A 16,586-nucleotide genomic window follows, 5' to 3' on the forward strand; every position below is an offset into this window, starting at 1 on the left:
TCTACAGTCTCTCTAAAAATTCAATTCGATTTCCAAATGGATCATCTACATAAAACCTGATGGCTCCATCTAACGGCTGATCTTCCTTTATAAGAATATGATGTTTCATTAATGTCTCTTTTAAATTTGATAATTTTTTTACTTGAAAAGCTGGATGAGCTTTTTTCGCTGCTTGAAACTGATCTTCAATGCCAATGTGAAGCTGTTGATTGCCACACTGAAACCAAACACCACCACGTTTTGCTAGGTGAACAGGCTTAGGTATTTCCTTCATTCCTAGAATCTCCCCAAAAAACAAACGTGCCTTCTCTTCACTCCCCTTTGGGGCAGCTAACTGGACATGATCAATTCCAAGAAAATTTGACATCTTTGCTCTCTCCCTTTTCACATCATTTAAAAAACATTATGTGTGACGTTCACGTCTGAAGAATATACCTAGATGTGTACTCAAGCCCGATGATGTTGTCGATCCACAAATCATCTCCACGAAACGTGTCGTAAAATGTTTCATGTGAAACATCTGTGATCTAATATTGATCAATTTCCCTCTATCAGCCTGCCGAAGCTTTCGGGTGAAAGTCCTGGTGAAATGCGAAGGCGGTGTAAGGACATCATGCCTTGTTCCTTTTTCGCATGTCCTGGTTCAGTGGTCACAGCCATTTCATATCCTGCTTCCTTCGCCAGCTTCAGTGTGTCTTCGTTATAGCGACCGACCGGATAGCTGACCATGATCGTTTGTTGAGAAAACCGCTGGTCAAAGAATACCTTCGATCCTTTTAATTCTTCTTCCTGCTGCTTCTGTGTTAAACGATTGAGTTCTAAATGATGAATGGTGTGACTCTCTATTGAAATACCATGCGCCATCATATCATCCATTTGAGCATCGGTTAAATGATGCGGACGGCCAATGGACTGCTCGATCATAAAAATCGTGGCTTTCATTCCATATTCTTTTAAAATCGGAAATGCCTTTGTGTAGTTATCCGTGTATCCATCGTCAAATGTGATAAGAACATACTTTTCACTTGGTGTCGAATTGGTCGCGAGAACTTGATATGCCTCTTTCGGCGACAGCGTGACATAGCCGTTGTCTTTCAGCCATTTCATATGAGCCGCAAATTCGCTTTTTGGCACACGTAACGAATTACCGCTGGAAATACTGTGATACATCAAGATTGGAAGCGCAACGGGTTCCTTTTGCTGAATCCAGTTTTGTTTGTCTATCTCTGCCGCTTCAATTTGCTGCGTTTCTGTTGTTTCTTTCGTTTGTACTTGACCCTTTACCTCTTTGATGGCTTGCTGGTTTCCTTCTGTTTGCTGTTTCGTACCCATACAGCCCGAAATGAGCAGCATGACTACACCAACTGCAAGCCACATACATGTTTTTTTCATTCACCAATCCTGCTTTCTCTTTATCTACCGAATGATTATAACAGAAATTGGTTAATAACTGATATCTATTTTGACAGGGTATTCATTTTTTTACACATTTCGATCATTTCAATGGCAAGCAGATGGATGGTCTCTGTTGTGAGCATTTGGTCTTCTGCATGTATGAGCAGTAAAGAAAAGGGAAGCTGTTCCCCTGCCGCCTCTTTTTGTATCAGCGACAAGTGCAGGTTATGGATGCTTCGAAACGCTTCCTCCCCTTTTTCAATCAACTGCTGCGCTGCTTCAAAGTCATCCGCTCTTGCTAGACGAATGGCTTCTACATAATGGCTTCGTGCCTCACCTGCATGGGCAATGATTTGAAAGGCTGCTCCCTGCATTTCCTCTAATACCGTCATCTGCTTCTCCTCCGATTGCTCAAGATTCATTTGCTAGTTTCAGTGCATGTTCTAGAATTTTTTCTCCATTCGCTGTTCCATATAATCTTACATTTATCACATCGACAGGTATATGATAAGGTGCCGCTGTTTTTTCTGCTGCCTTTCTCATAAAGCTAACTTGCGGCCCTAGCAAAATGACCTTTACATCGTCCCCATGCTCTTCTAATTCGTCCGCAATGGCCCCTTCAGGTATCGCATAAATTTCATAATCCAGCCCTTTTCCTTCTGCGGCTGCCTTCATTTTAGATACCACAATCGACGTCGACATTCCTGCTGCACAAGCGAGAATGATTCGCTTCATATCCCATCACTCCTATTGATAAATGACATCTGGTTCATCCCTTAATTTCCTCGTTTGGATTAATGTTTTGAACCAGTACCCTGACGCTTTCATCTGACGATTCCGTTCATTCTCCAGTTGGATCTCTACTAATCCGTAGCGATTCTTGAATGCATTCATCGGCGAGACATTATCCGTAAAAGCCCAGAGCATATATCCCTTACAGTTTGAACCTTCTTTTTTCGCTTGAAGGGCTTTTTTCAAATGCTGGCTGATAAATGAAATTCGGTACTGATCATCAATGATGCCGTCTTCGTTTTTAAACCGCTCTTCCTGCTCGACCCCCATACCGTTTTCAGCCACAAACCACTCGATATTGCCGTATTCTTCTTTTATTCTCATGCCCATATCATAGACGATACTCGGATAGATTTCCCAGCCTCTGAATGGATTCATTTTTCTCCCTGGGAGCTCAAATAGATCGTAATAATAAGATGGATGAAACGGTGTGTTTTCGTTCCAAGCCTTGCTAGGTGCCTTAACGCGATGCGGATAGTATAAATTAAGACCGACCACATCGACTGTATGATCTTTAATGATCTGAAGCTCTTCTTCCGTTGCATCGAAAAGAATGTCATGCTTTTTCAATACATCAAGCAGTTCTTCTGGATACTCGCCTTTAATGGAGGGATCTAAGAACACGCGATTAAAAAACAAATCATACATGCGGGCAGCTTCTTGATCATGCGACGCAGTCGATCTCGCATACGTCACTTCTGGATTGAGAATGACACCGATTTTTGCACCGGCTGATTCCTTCAAGTCCATTTCCTGAAACAGCTTCACCACTTTTGAAGTCGCCAAGGCTTTATGATAGTTCCACTGCATCCACTTCTTCGTATTTTGCTCGAAAGGATAACGAATAGCATCTAGATACACACGAGTCTGAACAACAATCGGTTCATTAAAGGTAAACCAATGTTTGACCCGGTCTCCATAGCGTTCAAACACCTTTTCTGCATAGAGAACAAACAGCTCGACAACATGTTTAGATGACCAGCCGCCGTACTTTTCAAGCAAAACGGCAGGAAGCTCATAATGCTCTAAGCAAAACATTGGCTCTACACCTGCTTCAAGTAATTCATTGATGAAATCATCAATATAACGAGCATAGGTCTCATCTACAATTCCATTCTCGTAATCTATGAGAAACCTCGACCAATTGATCGATGTCCGGTAATGAGATAACCCAATTTCCTTCATAAGGGCTACATCTTCAGGATAGCGCTCGTAAAAATTCGTTGCTCCTGCTGGTCCGTATCCTTCGTGCCATACGTGATACCCCTCCTTATACCAAAGGTCTATATACGAATCCTGATGCGGTTTCTTCCCTTTCCAACCCTCCGTCTGCCAAGCAGAAGCCGCAGCACCTAGAATAAAGTCATTGGGTATGTCGATTTTGTTCATGTTGCCACCTGACCTTTCTTCGTGTGAATTTGAAGTCCTTCCCACATCCCTTGTAAATACATAGCTCCAAGTGCTCGGTCGTATAATCCATAGCCAGGTCTGCCCGTCTCACCAAAGATCATTCGTCCATGATCTGGCCGGACATAGCCAGCAAATCCTTCCTTAAACAATGCGTTCACAATCGCTCCCATATCGAGGCTACCTGCTGACGACAGGTGTGCCGACTCTTCAAAATCACCGTTTTCATACAAATTGACATTGCGTAAATGAGCAAAGTGTATACGCCCTTTTTTGGCATACTTTCTCGCAAGTGAAGGAACATCATTTTTCGCATTACAGCCTAGGGAACCGGAACAAAAGGTCAGTCCATGCTGTGAGCGTTCATCGAGCTGAAGGATACGATCTATTTGTTCTTCACAACTGACAATGCGGGGCAGACCAAATATGTTCCAAGGAGGGTCATCTGGATGCAGTGCCATGTTCATGTTCTCTTCCGCTGCAACTGGAAGGATATTTCCCAAGAAATAGTCTAGGTTCTCAAACAACCCTTCCTCCCCCAATGCCCTGTATGCAGCCATCAACTTTCTCATTTCTTCCTGCGTATAAGACGTATCCCACCCTGGTAAGGAAAGTCGATCTTTTTCTATATCCATCTGTTCAAGCTGATGCTGAAAATAAACAAGAGTCGTCGATTGATCAGCTAGTGGGAAATCGAGCTGTGTTCGTGTCCAATCAAGGACTGGCATGAAGTTATAACAAATGACCTTCACACCATGCCTTGCTAATCTCCGGATATTTTCTTGATAATGCTCGATATAAACATCCCGGCTAGGCTTTCCCAGCTTAATATCTTCATGGACCGGGAGACTTTCTACGACTTCAAAAGCAAGATCGTGACGTTCGATTTCAGCTCTTAAGTGAGTAATACTTTCCTCCGGCCACAGATCACCAGCCGGCACATCATAGACTGCACTGACAATCCCTTTCATGCCGGGAATTTGCCGAATATATGAAAGGGAGACAGGATCTTCTTTGCCATACCATCTAAATTGCATGTTCATTCATGAGCCCTCCTTCTATTCTGAATCAGGTGCTGCTTCTGGCTTCCGGTTGGATAAGAGAACAAAAGGTAAATAGATGAAAACAGCGACAACAATACAGATAAGCTGTGTGATGACAGCCCCCATACTGCCAGCGGTAGACAGCCAAGCATTCACAATCGGAGGTGTCGTCCACGGCACCATCACCACCGCTTTCCCCGCAAAACCTGTAGCGGTTGCGATATAACCAATCGTACCTGTCACGAGTGGTGTAACAATAAACGGAATCGCCATCACAGGGTTCAGCATGACAGGTAATCCGAAAATAACTGGTTCATTGATGTTAAACAGTCCAGGTCCCGATGAAAGCTTGGCAATGCTACGCATCTCTTCCCTTCTACCCGCTATAAAAATGGCGATCAACAGACCAATCGTCACACCCGAACCACCAATGCTCATATACACATCCCAAAATGGCATCGTGATAATATTTGGAATCTCTTTGCCCTCTTGAAATGCTGTCATATTCACTGCAATTGATCCTAATAAGAGCGGCTCGCGAATCGGTTTAATCATTTGATTGCCATGTATACCGATCACCCAGAAAAATTGAGCCACAAACATTAACGTTAAAATACCAGGCAGTCCCTGCACAACACTTTCAAGCGGACGCTGCACGACGTTATACACCGCTTCATGCAAATAAATGCCTGTCAGACGGTGAAACGCAAATCCGAATGAACTAATGATTGTAATCGTAATAATTGATGGGAAAAGTGAAGAAAAAGATGTCGCCACATTTGATGGAACAGAATCTGGCATCTTAATTTGCAGCCACTTCACCTCGGTAAGCTTACAAAAGATCTCTACAGAGACGATGGCAATGATCATACCCAAAAATAAGCTTTTTGGATCGGAGAATTGCCTCGCCAACACATCGACAACCTCACGCATTGATCCATCGACTTCAAGAAGAAGTGTCGTCGGAATAACGGATATAAATGAAATCAATGCCATTAATCCTGGGAACAATGATTTGTGTCCATTGATTTTCCCGAGCTCAATCCCGATAAGGAACACAGCCCCGATCGTTAAAAAGTTCAGCGTGGCATAATTGATTGCCTTCATAATTGGCTGAAGCTCTGCTAAAAACCTGAATATCTCAAAATGGGCAAGCCCCGTTTCCGGGCTCATGATCATATTTGCGACCAGTACAGCAAATGCCCCCGTAATGATGATTGGCATTAATGTGACAAATGCTTGCTTAATCGCCATAATATATTTCTGATTTGTAATACGATAAGCGACATGTCCCATGACGTCGGCCGCTCTCTCTTTAAAGCTCATGATCCGTCTCCCCCTTTACAAAAACTCGTGATCATCCTCCTTTTTGATGTTATTTTAAAAGCGCTTTCATTAACATCCAATCTTTTTCCTCACAGATGCGGAAATGGGTGTCCTTTTTTTTCATCTGGCTGTTCCAACACGTGCAGCGCCGCCGTCAGTTCTTCAAATGAAGCAGCTTTGATGATTTGCTCCACCACTTCCTTCTGCTCTGTCAAACGCACAAGAAATTGATAAAGTGACTGCAATTCTTTCTGATACGTCTTCTGTATACTTAACAAACAGACGACCTGTACCCGATCGTCGCCCCACAGCACTGGTTTCCTCAACGTACAGATCGCACAAAACGTATCATCTGTTGCCGGTTTGATTGGGTGAGGGATCGCGACCAAATGACCGAACGACGTAGGTGACACTTCCTCTCTTTCCAGCAATAACTGTTCAAAATCATCCGGGATTCGGTTTTGTTCCTGCAATACATTCACGAAAAATTGAAGAACCTCTTCCCTTGTTTGTAGATCTTGCTGAAAAAAGGTCATCTTCGGACTGATATATCGCAAGACCCCCATTTCTTGTGACCCCTGTACAAATCGTTTCAGCCTCAACATATCGTCTTCACTGAGGATCGTATGTACATCAATCACTGGCACAGGTAGTGTGTTCTGAAGCGGGATGGTACTAATGATCAAATCAATACTTCTCAAGTCATACGACAAAAGGTCACTGACACTTGCAGTACCAGCAATCTCTAGCCTTTCGCTAAAGGCGGCCTTCAGCTTATGGAGAAGAAGCTGACTGCTCGCGACACCCGTTGCGCACACGATCAAGCATTTTTTTCTCACAGTCTGAGTTTTTGTCCGCTCTATGGCAGCACCAATATGCAGCGCCAAATATCCGATTTCATCTTCATGAATCTCTACATTCTCTTTTTCCTTCAACCATCTTCCCATATAGACACCTGCTTCAAAAGCAATCGGATAATGCCTTTTTATGTCTGATAAATAGGGGTTACGGATGTTCATATCATATCGGAACCGATGAATCGCTGATCTCAGGTGAAGACTTAGTCCCACAATCAATTCCTTGTCTGTCTGAATATCAAGTGACATGTGCTCTTCAACATAACCAAGTAATTGGTGAGTTAAACGGAAATGCTCTTCATCAAGCATGTGAAATAGCGTGTGGCCCGTTTCTCCATACGCCATCATTTTGGCCCCCATTAAATGAATCGCAATATAGGCCATTTCAGATAATGGAAAATCTATACCGAGTACGTGACGCATATCTTCTGCCATTTGCCTCGCCACTTGAAAAGCGGGCTGTGTTTGAATGTCTTTGAGTTCTCCTTCCGGCATCATCACCAATTTTTTCTCTTCAATTCGTTTGCACGCAATGGCGATATGTGTCACTAAGTTGCTTAAACCGATCTCTGACACATGAAGACCGCTTGCCTTTGTTCGTGAACGCACCATATCTTGAATCAATTGATATGTTTCTTCAGGTAAAAGGGCAGGGTTCGGATGCTCCTGCTGAAACACATGCTCAGCTAGACAATACCTTAATTTCATTTCATCTCCAGTCAGCCTCAGTCCATATTTAGGTCGATGTGCAACAGAGAGACCATGTAAAGAGAAAATATGCTTGACTGCTTTCAGGTCATTTTTCACAGTAGATTCACTCACAAATAATTCCTCGGCCAATTCATCTAATTTCATATAGTCTTCGGACAATAAAAGCCTTCTCAATAAATAAGAGATACGATCCTCCGGCTGATTTGGAATGACTTGATTCTTTTTTTCATTTCTTTCTCTCATTGAGTTTTTCAAAAAAGTACGAAATGCTCCATAATCTTCGACAGTCAATGTATACCCTGCTCCACGTTTCATATGAAGTGTTGCCCCATGTGCTTCTAATATTGATTTAAGCGCTTTCATATCTGTTCGAACTGTTCGTGATGTGACGCCTATCAGGCGTGCAATTTCTTCACCTGTCAGCTCCTGCTCTGCCTGCATTAACCGCCTCAACAGCTCCTCCTGACGTAGAGATAACATAGACTCCCCTCCCTTGGTCAATTACTTTTGCCTATCATCATAAACGAAAATAGAACTCTTTGCCCAGTTTTTCTTTCCGACCGGGAACTTTGTTATGGCTCAAACGTATGAATATGAAACAAGAGGAGGGATACATCATGTTTGTTATCATCATCATACTAGCTTCTTTAGGCGCCATTGCCGCCCACATGTTTACACCAAAAGATAAGCGATCATCTTCTAAGCATTCTGCACATCACAGTTCAACAACCAGTAACTATACTGATTCGTATACACATCACGCTTCTGATGCCTCCTGCGGTGGTGATTCAGGTGGTAGCGGCGGATGTGACTAAACCAAAAAAAACAGCCGCTTGTTCAGCCGGCTGTTTCGTTTATTTTATTAAAGAGCTTTCCAGCCCCGTTCAATTAAATGTTTGACATCCTTTGCAAAATCCTCGCCCTTTTCCATCACATCTTGGGCTCTTCCTGCAAAATTACTAGCGACAGCGAGTTCCATTTTTTTTAACTCAAAGTGCATAATTTTTTGGTCTATCTCCGTAATATAGGTTTCATACTCATTGTTCACAATGTCGTGCAGCACGTGATAGGCTTCTTTCCGATGACGGTGAAAGTCCGTTCCTCTCTCACCTTTCCATGACGAATCTAGAGCAGGCTTCTTGATTTCCTTTATGTCAGACTGCGCAAGATCTTGTTCTGTTCGAATATTACTTTTGGCTGTCTTTAACCGAGAGATCATTTCGTCAAATTCTGCACGTTTGTTTTCAATCCCCATATGCAGATGGTGCAGCATCTCGGATAAACTCATGTCATCCACCTCTATTAGACCTCATAAGAAAGCACGGCGTCAGCGTTTTTGAAACCGAGCAGATCATCTGCTTTTTCCAGTCCTGACATTTCTATCGTTCGCTTTCATTAAGTATAGTATAAGGTGAAAAGCCTTAGGCTTAAATAGGGAAAAGGTGTCCTTTTAACATGGTGTTTGGAAGAAAAACGGAATAATATAAGGTCATAAATCCCGAATTATATATGAGTCTTTACGACTATATTTTACATCGCACTCAGCTACGCTATCAATAAAACGATTGGGGCTTATGATTTTGCCGCAATCGCTTCATCCTGTTCTTTTAGCGTCTTCACATTTGAGCGTGTATCCTGAACGTTTTTGATCAAGGCTTCTTTAAAGCTTGAGACCATTTCGCCCACCTCTGCTTCACGTGCCGTCCATTTGGTTACAAATTCAAGGCTGTTTTCACCAGCTTTATCTGCTGCTTTTTTCATTGTTAAAGCTTCAACTGCTTGGGAGACTTCATCTAGTTTATCCATCACTGTTTGGTAGTTTAACTTAATTTGTCCCATTATGATATCCTCCAGATTTGTTCAGCAAGAAGCTCGCTTACAAGCTGCTCCATGCTTTTGAGATCAAGCGTTTTGCGTCTTCTACTGCGTCTTCTCCTTTTTCAGCCAAACGTGCGGCATCTCCAGCTAAAGAGCTGGCAAAGGATAAGGCAGCCTGCTCTGCTTCTAGTGTACTGATTTTGAATTCAATTCGGCTCACGTAGCGTGGGTATTTATCGCTTACGATCGTTTGCAGCGCATCATGCGCTTCATTTCGCTCTGATTTAAAATCTTGGCTTCGTTCACCTTTCCAAGAGGCCCCAAGCTTTGGCTGCTTGATTTGTTTTAGGTCTGTTTCTGCGGCATCTTGTTCACGTTCAATCTTACTTTTTGCCTTTTTGAGTCGAGCAATTTTCTCTTCGATCTCTGCCTTTTTATTTGAAATGCCACCGTTAAGGGCAGACAGCATATCCGATAAGCTCATATGGGTTCCTCCTCCTGTCAAAAATAAAAACGCTGCTTAGAGTCCTCTAAACGAGCGTAATGATGAATCGCACTTTTTCCAATATTGTTATTATAAGGTTCAAAGACTCATGTTTGAATAGGGATTTGTGCCCTTTTTATGGTATAAATATGCTTTCGATCTGCTTCATACCACACCTTAAGCCCTCTTTTATAGGGGGTCAAAATACACAACCACCCTTCTGGAAACACACATAGTCTTACGGTCCTAGGACAAACAAAAGCCGCCCGGGGGAGGGGCGGCTTTTGCAGTGGCTTATGATGCCGATTCTTCTGAGTCTTGTTGATTTTTCACGTACCAAATGAATTTCCCTGTATATCCGTAGATGATGGCAAGACCAATGGCAACAAAGCTCAGCCACATAAATGGTAAATAAGAGAATGTCGAGACGCCTAGAATCCCTGCCATGTAAATTCCGTTATCTGACCATGGAACCATACCAGACGTCATTGTTCCACCGACTTCAGCGTTTCTAGATAGAACACGTCTGTCTATTTTCAATTTATCGTAGCTTTTTTCCATAATTTTCGGTGTGAGAATTAATGAAACGTACATCGCACAGCCGAAGATATTTGCGAAGAATGCAACAACAAGTGTAGATAAGGTCACATTTCCCGCATTATATAATTTCTTCTCGAAAGTAGCGACAATTACTTTTAAGATGCCAAGATATTCAAGTACGCCACCAAAACCAAGTCCGAGAATAATGACCACTAGAGATCCAAGCATATTCACAATACCGCCACGATTTAACAGCGTATTTAAGAAATCTACATCTGAATTAATAGAGAAGCCATTGTATGCTGAGCCAATCGCATCTGCTGGATTCATTCCTTGGAAAGCCATTGCCCAAATGGCTCCTAAAAGTGCACCAATCGCAATAACTGGCATTGAAGGTTTCTTAAATACGAGCAGTAATACAACCACTACTGCTGGGATGACCATCCAAATGTTGATTGTGAATGTATCATGAAGGGCATTTTTCAAAAACTCTACTTTACCTTGATCAATGTTGCGTCCGCCATACATAAAGCCTGTAACCGTAAACATAATCGCTGTAATCACAAAGGCTGGTATGGATAAAACCATCATTGCTCGAACATGCGCCAGCACGTCCACTTTTGAAAGAGAGGAAGCGAGCACTGTACTATCTGATAATGGGGATAATTTATCTCCAAAATAAGCACCAGATAAGACGGCCCCTGCAACAATCGGAAGTGGAATACCAAGACCTTCACCAATTGCGATCATCGCAATCCCTGCCGTTCCAACTGTACCCCAAGAAGTTCCTGTTGCAATGGACATGATTGCACAGATGACAAGTGTAGCTAATAAGAAAATATTAGGATGAATGAATTCTAGACCATAGTAGATGAGCGTAGGAACAACTCCACCTGCAATCCATGTTCCAACAAGTGCACCTACTGCAATTAAGATCAAAATGGCTTCTAACCCATTCGATATCCCTTTTGTGATCGCATTTTGGAGATCCTTATAGGAATGCCCTAATCGAATACCTAATGCAATAACCATAAACCATGAGATGAACAATGCTAGCTGAATATCTAATTTGAAGTAAAGAGTGAATGATAAAACAATTGCTAAAAATAAGCCAAGTACAGACACGACTTCTAAAATAGACGGTAGACGTGGTGTTTTCATTTTGTTTCCTCCCTTTGTGCGTGCGTTAAGCGTTTTCAAAATATTGTGAAAAAAGTGTGTCAATTCGAAAGAAAGTGAATTGCCTGTTTTTCTCTATTTCACAGGCAATTCCACATATTAATAAAATAAAATTTTTGATATTATTATCGCTCTAGGAGCTCTGCACCCGCAATACCAGGCTTTGTCATCTCGTAAGGATTCAAAATAATATCAAGTTCTTCTTCTGTTAACACATCATTTTGCAGGCAAAGATCTCTGATCGATTGTCCTGTTAAAATGGCTTCCCTTGCGATTCTAGCCGCGGCTTCATAGCCTAAGTGAGGGTTTACCGCAGTAATGACACCTGCACTTTTTTCGACATATTCTTTCAAACGTTTTTCATTTGCTTCGATGTCCGCTAAACAATGATCTGTGAATGAGCGGAATCCGTTATTCATTATACTAATAGATTGAAGCAAGTTAAAGACCAGAACAGGCTCCATCACATTTAACTCAAGCTGGCCTGCTTCAGAAGCAAGACAGATGGTGTGGTCGTTCCCAATGACCTGGAATGCGATTTGGTTAATGAGCTCTGCCATGACTGGATTGACTTTCCCAGGCATAATGGATGATCCCGGCTGACGGGCTGGCAATGCAATCTCAGCAAGACCTGCACGTGGGCCAGATGCCATTAAGCGAAGGTCATTCGCAATTTTAGACATGTTCATCATGCATACTTTTAAGGCAGCAGATACTTCTGTGTATGCATCTGTATTTTGCGTCGCATCTACGAGGTGCTCTGCGCCTACTAATGGCAGTCCAGAAATATCAGCAAGCTTTTTCACTACGATTTCAATGTAGCGAGGATCTGCATTGAGGCCTGTCCCAACAGCGGTCGCACCCATATTTACTTCATATAAATGCTGTTTTGATTGGTTGATTCGTTTAATATCACGGCTGAGCACACGGCTGTATGCTTCAAACTCTTGTCCTAAACGGATCGGAACAGCGTCTTGTAAATGAGTACGCCCCATTTTGATGACATGATCGAATTCTTTTGCTTTCTTTTGAAATACGTCCTGCATGGCCTGCATCGTCTCAAGTAAAATGTCTAACTGCTTGAGCACTGCAATATGGATCGCCGTTGGGAACGAATCATTTGTCGATTGTGACATGTTCACATGTGTGTTTGGACTTAAATGAATGTATTCGCCCTTTTGATGTCCCATGATCTCGAGGGCTCTGTTTCCAATGACCTCATTGGCATTCATATTCATAGACGTTCCTGCGCCGCCTTGAATCGGGTCTACGATGAAATATTCATGGAATTTGCCTTCAATGACTTCATCTGAAGCTTGAACGATCGCATTTCCAATTCCTTCATATAAACGTCCGACTTCCATGTTGGCTTGAGCTGCTGCTTTTTTGACAATGGCAAATGCTCGAATGAGTTCTTCATGCATGCGATATCCTGTAATCGGGAAATTCTCTTTTGCACGAAGCGTTTGAACACCATAATACACGTCTGCGGGAATTTCTTTTTCACCTAGAAAATCCTTCTCGTAACGATAAGTTGCTTGAACCATCTCGTATGACCTGCTTTCTATAGAATAGTTAAATCACTAAATCTTCTGCGATTGGCGTTTCCATAATCTTTTTCACTTCTCGTGGATCTGTTGTTTTACCTAATGCCCACATGAGCTTTGGCACGATGGCTTCTGTGTTCATGTTTCTTGAACGAGCAACCAGTTCTTGATTGATTTTACGTCCTACCTCATACACACTCATGTCTTCTCCTTCTTCGAGACACTGAGTGGTGATCACAACAGAAATGCCTTCTTCCAGCAATTCGTTGATTTTTTCTAAAAGGTTTCTTCCTTCGAAAGGAATTCCGCCGCTGCCGTAGCTTTCAATGACGACCCCTTTGTACAAACCTTTGATTGAATCTAAAAACTCAGGCTTCAGTCCTGGATGCAGTTTTAATAAACAAACGTCTGTGTTCAAGGATGCATCTAATTTAAGCGGTTTCATTGATGATCTTTTTACTTTGCTATTGTATTCAATTTGATGATTTTCAATCGATGCAATATATGGGTAGTTAATACTTTCAAATGCATCGTAGCTTTTCGTTCTTAGTTTGATTGCGCGAGTTCCTTGAATGACTCTGCCATCAAACACGACGTATACGCCGCCAACACCGTCACATGCAAAACGAATCGCATCTGTAATGTTTTTCTTCGCATCTGTTTTCTTAAACGTAATTGGGATTTGTGATCCTGTAATGACAATTGGCTTATCAGGATTTTGCAGCATATACGATAGTGCTGCTGATGTATAGGCCATTGTGTCCGTACCATGCGTGACGACAAATCCGTCATATTGATCATAATTTTCATAAATGGCTGTTGCGATATCAACCCAGTATTCAGGCTGCATATTGGTACTATCTATACTCATTAGGGACTTTGTGTCCATTGTGTAGTCTGCATTAATTTCGTTTAAATAGCTTAAAAGGTCCTCAGCTTTAACACCTGGAGCTAAACCATTTTCACTCTCTACAGATGCAATCGTCCCACCAGTGGTTAAAAGCAATAATTTCTTCAACAGGTCCACCTCTTTCAGTAAAATTACTTCGTTTGTCACACATATTATAAGCCAGCTTGTGCTATTCTATAATATACGCTTTACGCGTACCTTCATTGCCATTATAGTCACATAACGCGAATTAATCAAGAAATTATTACGCATAACGCGTACACTCTTTGTCAAAATATGATATACTGTTGTTGTATATAAAGGAGCGTTCATGTATGATACTCGATCGTTTAACCACCCTTAGAAAAAAGAAAAAATGGTCTCTCCAGCATACGGCAGATCGCCTAGGTATCGCCAAAAGCACCTATGCCGGTTACGAATCTGGGTACCGACGACCTTCGCTTGAAGCAGTGAAACTGCTGGCTGATTTGTATGATACGTCCATTGATTTTTTACTTGGTAGAACGGACGAGCCAGAGATCCAACGCAAAATCTCTGATATCAAAATTGAGCTGACGGAAGCAAAAGAAGGAACCATCCATGTAGACGGCGTTCCACTAACAGATGAAGAAATCAAACAGCTTGTTGCCTTTATTCGGGCGAAAAACACTCTGAAAGTATAAACAACACAAAAAAGAGAGGTCCCTGTCATAGAGGGACCTCTCTTTTTCTGCTTACGACAGCTCACTTAATTCCTCTAACCGCCGCTTCGCTTCTTCTTTATTAAAGGAACTATAATAGCGATAATTCTCATCATCTAAGATTCGGTAATGCTGGCTTAGTACATTCTGCTGAAGACGAAACGTACCTTTTTTCACAGACGTCCGCCACCAAACCTTTCCACCAATCGTACGTTCAACAGATAAATGCAATTCATCGTGGGCGACGACTTCCAAAATCTCAAGCGGATCATCCCCAAGTGTCCCTTTTAAAATGTCACTATCCCTGAATAATGCACATACGGCCGCAGATTGCGTCCAGTTGAGGCGAAGACGATTCTTTTCTACCTGCTGCAAATGCCGCTTGGATAGACCAAGCACCTCAGCCATACGGTCCTGCGTATAGTCTTTTTCTTTTCGAATTCGTGCCATTTGTTCTGTGACGAGGTCGATTACCATTTCTTTGTCCATCTCTCATCACCTCTTGATTGTTCAGTCTTTACTGACATCATACACGATTTCTTAAAAAAAGTGGCGTCTCACCTCATGGAATGATGGCGAAAACATCTATTGATTCTGCTTTTCACCATGACCATGCTGCTGTTTCCAATTCTCTTGGGCAGTCTCATGTAAATATGGATAAATGTTTTGTTTCACCGTTTGCTCAAATACTTCTTCATCTAAAATACTGTACGCCGGAATCTTGATCAATTTCCCATCCATTTTCCGAATGAGCACATCCATGAACAGAAATCCCCTCATACTGTAACGATGCCTGCGCATATCAATAGATTGAATGTCTTGAAAAGGGATTGTTTGTTGCCGATATAAAACAGCGCCATTCTCTCCTCGCTGAATGCGAAAAATTACATTTCCCCTCTTCGTAAAAGCCGGAAGAATCATCAAAAAAGAGATCCACCCATAGACAATGCCTAATAATCCGCCTAAAAATAAAAACAACGTATAATTCGATTCAAATGTAAGAGCTTCTGAAAATAACCAAATACCGATGATGCCAAACCCGCCCGTTGCTAAGAATGCCCATACTCTTAGAAAGGGTCTGCTCCTCACTTCTATTACTTCACTTGGATTCAAGCGCCATTCTCCTTTTCTCCATTAGAATATAGAACGTAATCCGTCCCTATGAGCCGTCTCTATCCGAAATTCATTTTCCTTCATGCCCGACACTAGCCAAGAATGCTTCTGCCCCGGAATAACAAATATCATAGACTCTACATCCGGCGTATTATTTTTATCATAAGTGACCTTCATCAAAGAATCCATTTTTCCTTTTCTGACCCTTACATCAGAAACAAATGCCCGCACAAGCTCTTGGTTCTCTGCTTTATTTAGAAAAGAAGGGCAATCCTCATTCCCTTGACTGGCTTGTTCTAACAGCAGTTCAAATTCTTCCGCCTGCAAATTGATGACTGGTGTGAGGTGTTCACTCATGTGTATGTTCAAAAAGGTTGTCACTTGCTCCACAGTCTGCTGATCGTCTTTTAGTTTGTGAATCTGATGCACTTGTTGATCATAAAGCGTATGGTGTGAATACACACCTGCCTGAGTCGTATGAAAGGACGTACTGACCTCTTCATCTAATGCACCAAACCTTGAAGCTTTCACGGTATGTGATGCATCGTTCATGGCCTGAATAAAATGCCGGTATTTTTCTTTATAACGGTATTGTCTATTTCGAAATTCCAGCACGTCTTTTGCCAGCAAAGAGCGACATGCAATTTCAAATAAAAATCCAAGACGTTCATCCTCTACATCTGGATAATAGGCTTCCTTTAAAGACATCCCTTGCTCAAAATAGCCTTCACTGTAAAAACTAAAGATGAGTTCCTCGATACTTAGACTTAGCTGATCCAACTTG

General features: G+C 42.1%; 19 protein-coding genes. 2 read left to right on the forward strand and 17 right to left on the reverse strand.

Annotated elements, in window-relative coordinates:
* Position 1: 1 nt before the first annotated feature.
* The 8 genes from LCD32_RS17560 to LCD32_RS17595 all read right to left on the reverse strand — a co-directional run bounded on the left by LCD32_RS17560 (position 2) and on the right by LCD32_RS17595 (position 8,011).
* Complete coding sequence (locus tag LCD32_RS17560) at positions 2-367, reverse strand: VOC family protein (protein WP_024719529.1); 366 nt, start codon at positions 365-367, stop codon at positions 2-4.
* Positions 368-537: 170 nt separating this feature from the next.
* Positions 538-1,392 carry a polysaccharide deacetylase family protein gene (locus LCD32_RS17565; RefSeq protein ID WP_060781559.1) on the reverse strand — a complete coding sequence of 285 codons (855 nt, stop codon included), beginning with the start codon at positions 1,390-1,392 and terminating at the stop codon, positions 538-540.
* Between the two features lie 65 nt (positions 1,393-1,457).
* Positions 1,458-1,787, reverse strand: a complete 330-nt coding sequence (locus LCD32_RS17570) for a PTS lactose/cellobiose transporter subunit IIA (protein WP_060781560.1) — start codon at positions 1,785-1,787, stop codon at positions 1,458-1,460.
* A gap of 19 nt (positions 1,788-1,806) precedes the next feature.
* Positions 1,807-2,130 carry a PTS sugar transporter subunit IIB gene (locus LCD32_RS17575; protein WP_007497939.1) on the reverse strand — a complete coding sequence of 108 codons (324 nt, stop codon included), beginning with the start codon at positions 2,128-2,130 and terminating at the stop codon, positions 1,807-1,809.
* Positions 2,131-2,142: 12 nt separating this feature from the next.
* Complete coding sequence (locus LCD32_RS17580) at positions 2,143-3,576, reverse strand: glycoside hydrolase family 1 protein (protein ID WP_224564383.1); 1,434 nt, start codon at positions 3,574-3,576, stop codon at positions 2,143-2,145.
* A complete protein-coding gene (gene uxuA, locus LCD32_RS17585; RefSeq protein ID WP_058213452.1) occupies positions 3,573-4,637 on the reverse strand; it encodes a mannonate dehydratase in 1,065 nt (354 codons plus the stop codon). Before uxuA ends, LCD32_RS17580 begins: the two co-directional genes overlap by 4 nt.
* Positions 4,638-4,652: 15 nt before the next feature.
* On the reverse strand, positions 4,653-5,963 hold the full coding sequence (locus LCD32_RS17590; protein ID WP_007497945.1) for a PTS sugar transporter subunit IIC: 1,311 nt from the start codon (positions 5,961-5,963) through the stop codon (positions 4,653-4,655).
* Positions 5,964-6,052: 89 nt separating this feature from the next.
* Positions 6,053-8,011 (reverse strand): BglG family transcription antiterminator, encoded by a 1,959-nt coding sequence (locus LCD32_RS17595; protein WP_060781562.1) that lies wholly within the window; start codon positions 8,009-8,011, stop codon positions 6,053-6,055.
* A gap of 137 nt (positions 8,012-8,148) precedes the next feature.
* Between LCD32_RS17595 and LCD32_RS17600 the strand changes: the two genes are divergently transcribed.
* Positions 8,149-8,346 (forward strand): hypothetical protein, encoded by a 198-nt coding sequence (locus tag LCD32_RS17600; RefSeq protein ID WP_039963061.1) that lies wholly within the window; start codon positions 8,149-8,151, stop codon positions 8,344-8,346.
* Between the two features lie 47 nt (positions 8,347-8,393).
* Here LCD32_RS17600 and LCD32_RS17605 read toward each other — a convergent pair whose 3' ends face one another.
* From LCD32_RS17605 to LCD32_RS17630, 6 genes are all read right to left on the reverse strand, one after another.
* Complete coding sequence (locus LCD32_RS17605) at positions 8,394-8,819, reverse strand: DUF5082 family protein (RefSeq protein ID WP_007497950.1); 426 nt, start codon at positions 8,817-8,819, stop codon at positions 8,394-8,396.
* Between the two features lie 284 nt (positions 8,820-9,103).
* The gene (locus LCD32_RS17610; RefSeq protein ID WP_008345634.1) at positions 9,104-9,370 is read right to left on the reverse strand and encodes a YwqI/YxiC family protein; all 267 of its coding nucleotides are present in this window, start codon (positions 9,368-9,370) and stop codon (positions 9,104-9,106) included.
* A gap of 37 nt (positions 9,371-9,407) precedes the next feature.
* Positions 9,408-9,833, reverse strand: coding sequence for a DUF5082 family protein (locus LCD32_RS17615; RefSeq protein ID WP_017358667.1), 426 nt, complete (start codon positions 9,831-9,833; stop codon positions 9,408-9,410).
* 294 nt (positions 9,834-10,127) lie between these two features.
* Positions 10,128-11,534 (reverse strand): Na+/H+ antiporter NhaC, encoded by a 1,407-nt coding sequence (gene nhaC / locus LCD32_RS17620; protein WP_073413177.1) that lies wholly within the window; start codon positions 11,532-11,534, stop codon positions 10,128-10,130.
* A gap of 143 nt (positions 11,535-11,677) precedes the next feature.
* Complete coding sequence (gene aspA / locus LCD32_RS17625) at positions 11,678-13,099, reverse strand: aspartate ammonia-lyase (protein ID WP_007497957.1); 1,422 nt, start codon at positions 13,097-13,099, stop codon at positions 11,678-11,680.
* Between the two features lie 28 nt (positions 13,100-13,127).
* A complete protein-coding gene (locus LCD32_RS17630) occupies positions 13,128-14,117 on the reverse strand; it encodes an asparaginase (RefSeq protein ID WP_017358664.1) in 990 nt (329 codons plus the stop codon).
* Positions 14,118-14,323: 206 nt separating this feature from the next.
* On the opposite strand from LCD32_RS17630, the gene LCD32_RS17635 reads away from it, so the two are divergent.
* The gene (locus LCD32_RS17635) at positions 14,324-14,671 is read left to right on the forward strand and encodes a helix-turn-helix domain-containing protein (RefSeq protein WP_017368336.1); all 348 of its coding nucleotides are present in this window, start codon (positions 14,324-14,326) and stop codon (positions 14,669-14,671) included.
* Between the two features lie 51 nt (positions 14,672-14,722).
* Here LCD32_RS17635 and LCD32_RS17640 read toward each other — a convergent pair whose 3' ends face one another.
* The 3 genes from LCD32_RS17640 to LCD32_RS17650 all read right to left on the reverse strand — a co-directional run bounded on the left by LCD32_RS17640 (position 14,723) and on the right by LCD32_RS17650 (position 16,582).
* Entirely contained in the window at positions 14,723-15,178 is a 456-nt protein-coding gene (locus tag LCD32_RS17640; RefSeq protein WP_017368337.1) for a helix-turn-helix domain-containing protein, read from the reverse strand.
* Positions 15,179-15,274: 96 nt separating this feature from the next.
* On the reverse strand, positions 15,275-15,802 hold the full coding sequence (locus LCD32_RS17645; protein ID WP_224564387.1) for a YfjD family protein: 528 nt from the start codon (positions 15,800-15,802) through the stop codon (positions 15,275-15,277).
* 21 nt (positions 15,803-15,823) lie between these two features.
* The gene (locus LCD32_RS17650; RefSeq protein ID WP_224564389.1) at positions 15,824-16,582 is read right to left on the reverse strand and encodes a hypothetical protein; all 759 of its coding nucleotides are present in this window, start codon (positions 16,580-16,582) and stop codon (positions 15,824-15,826) included.
* Between the last annotated feature and the right edge of the window lie 4 nt (positions 16,583-16,586).

Origin of the sequence: Bacillus sp. RSS_NA_20 (assembly GCF_020165915.1) — a bacterium.
Taxonomy (GTDB): Bacteria; Bacillota; Bacilli; order Bacillales; family Bacillaceae; genus Bacillus; species Bacillus altitudinis.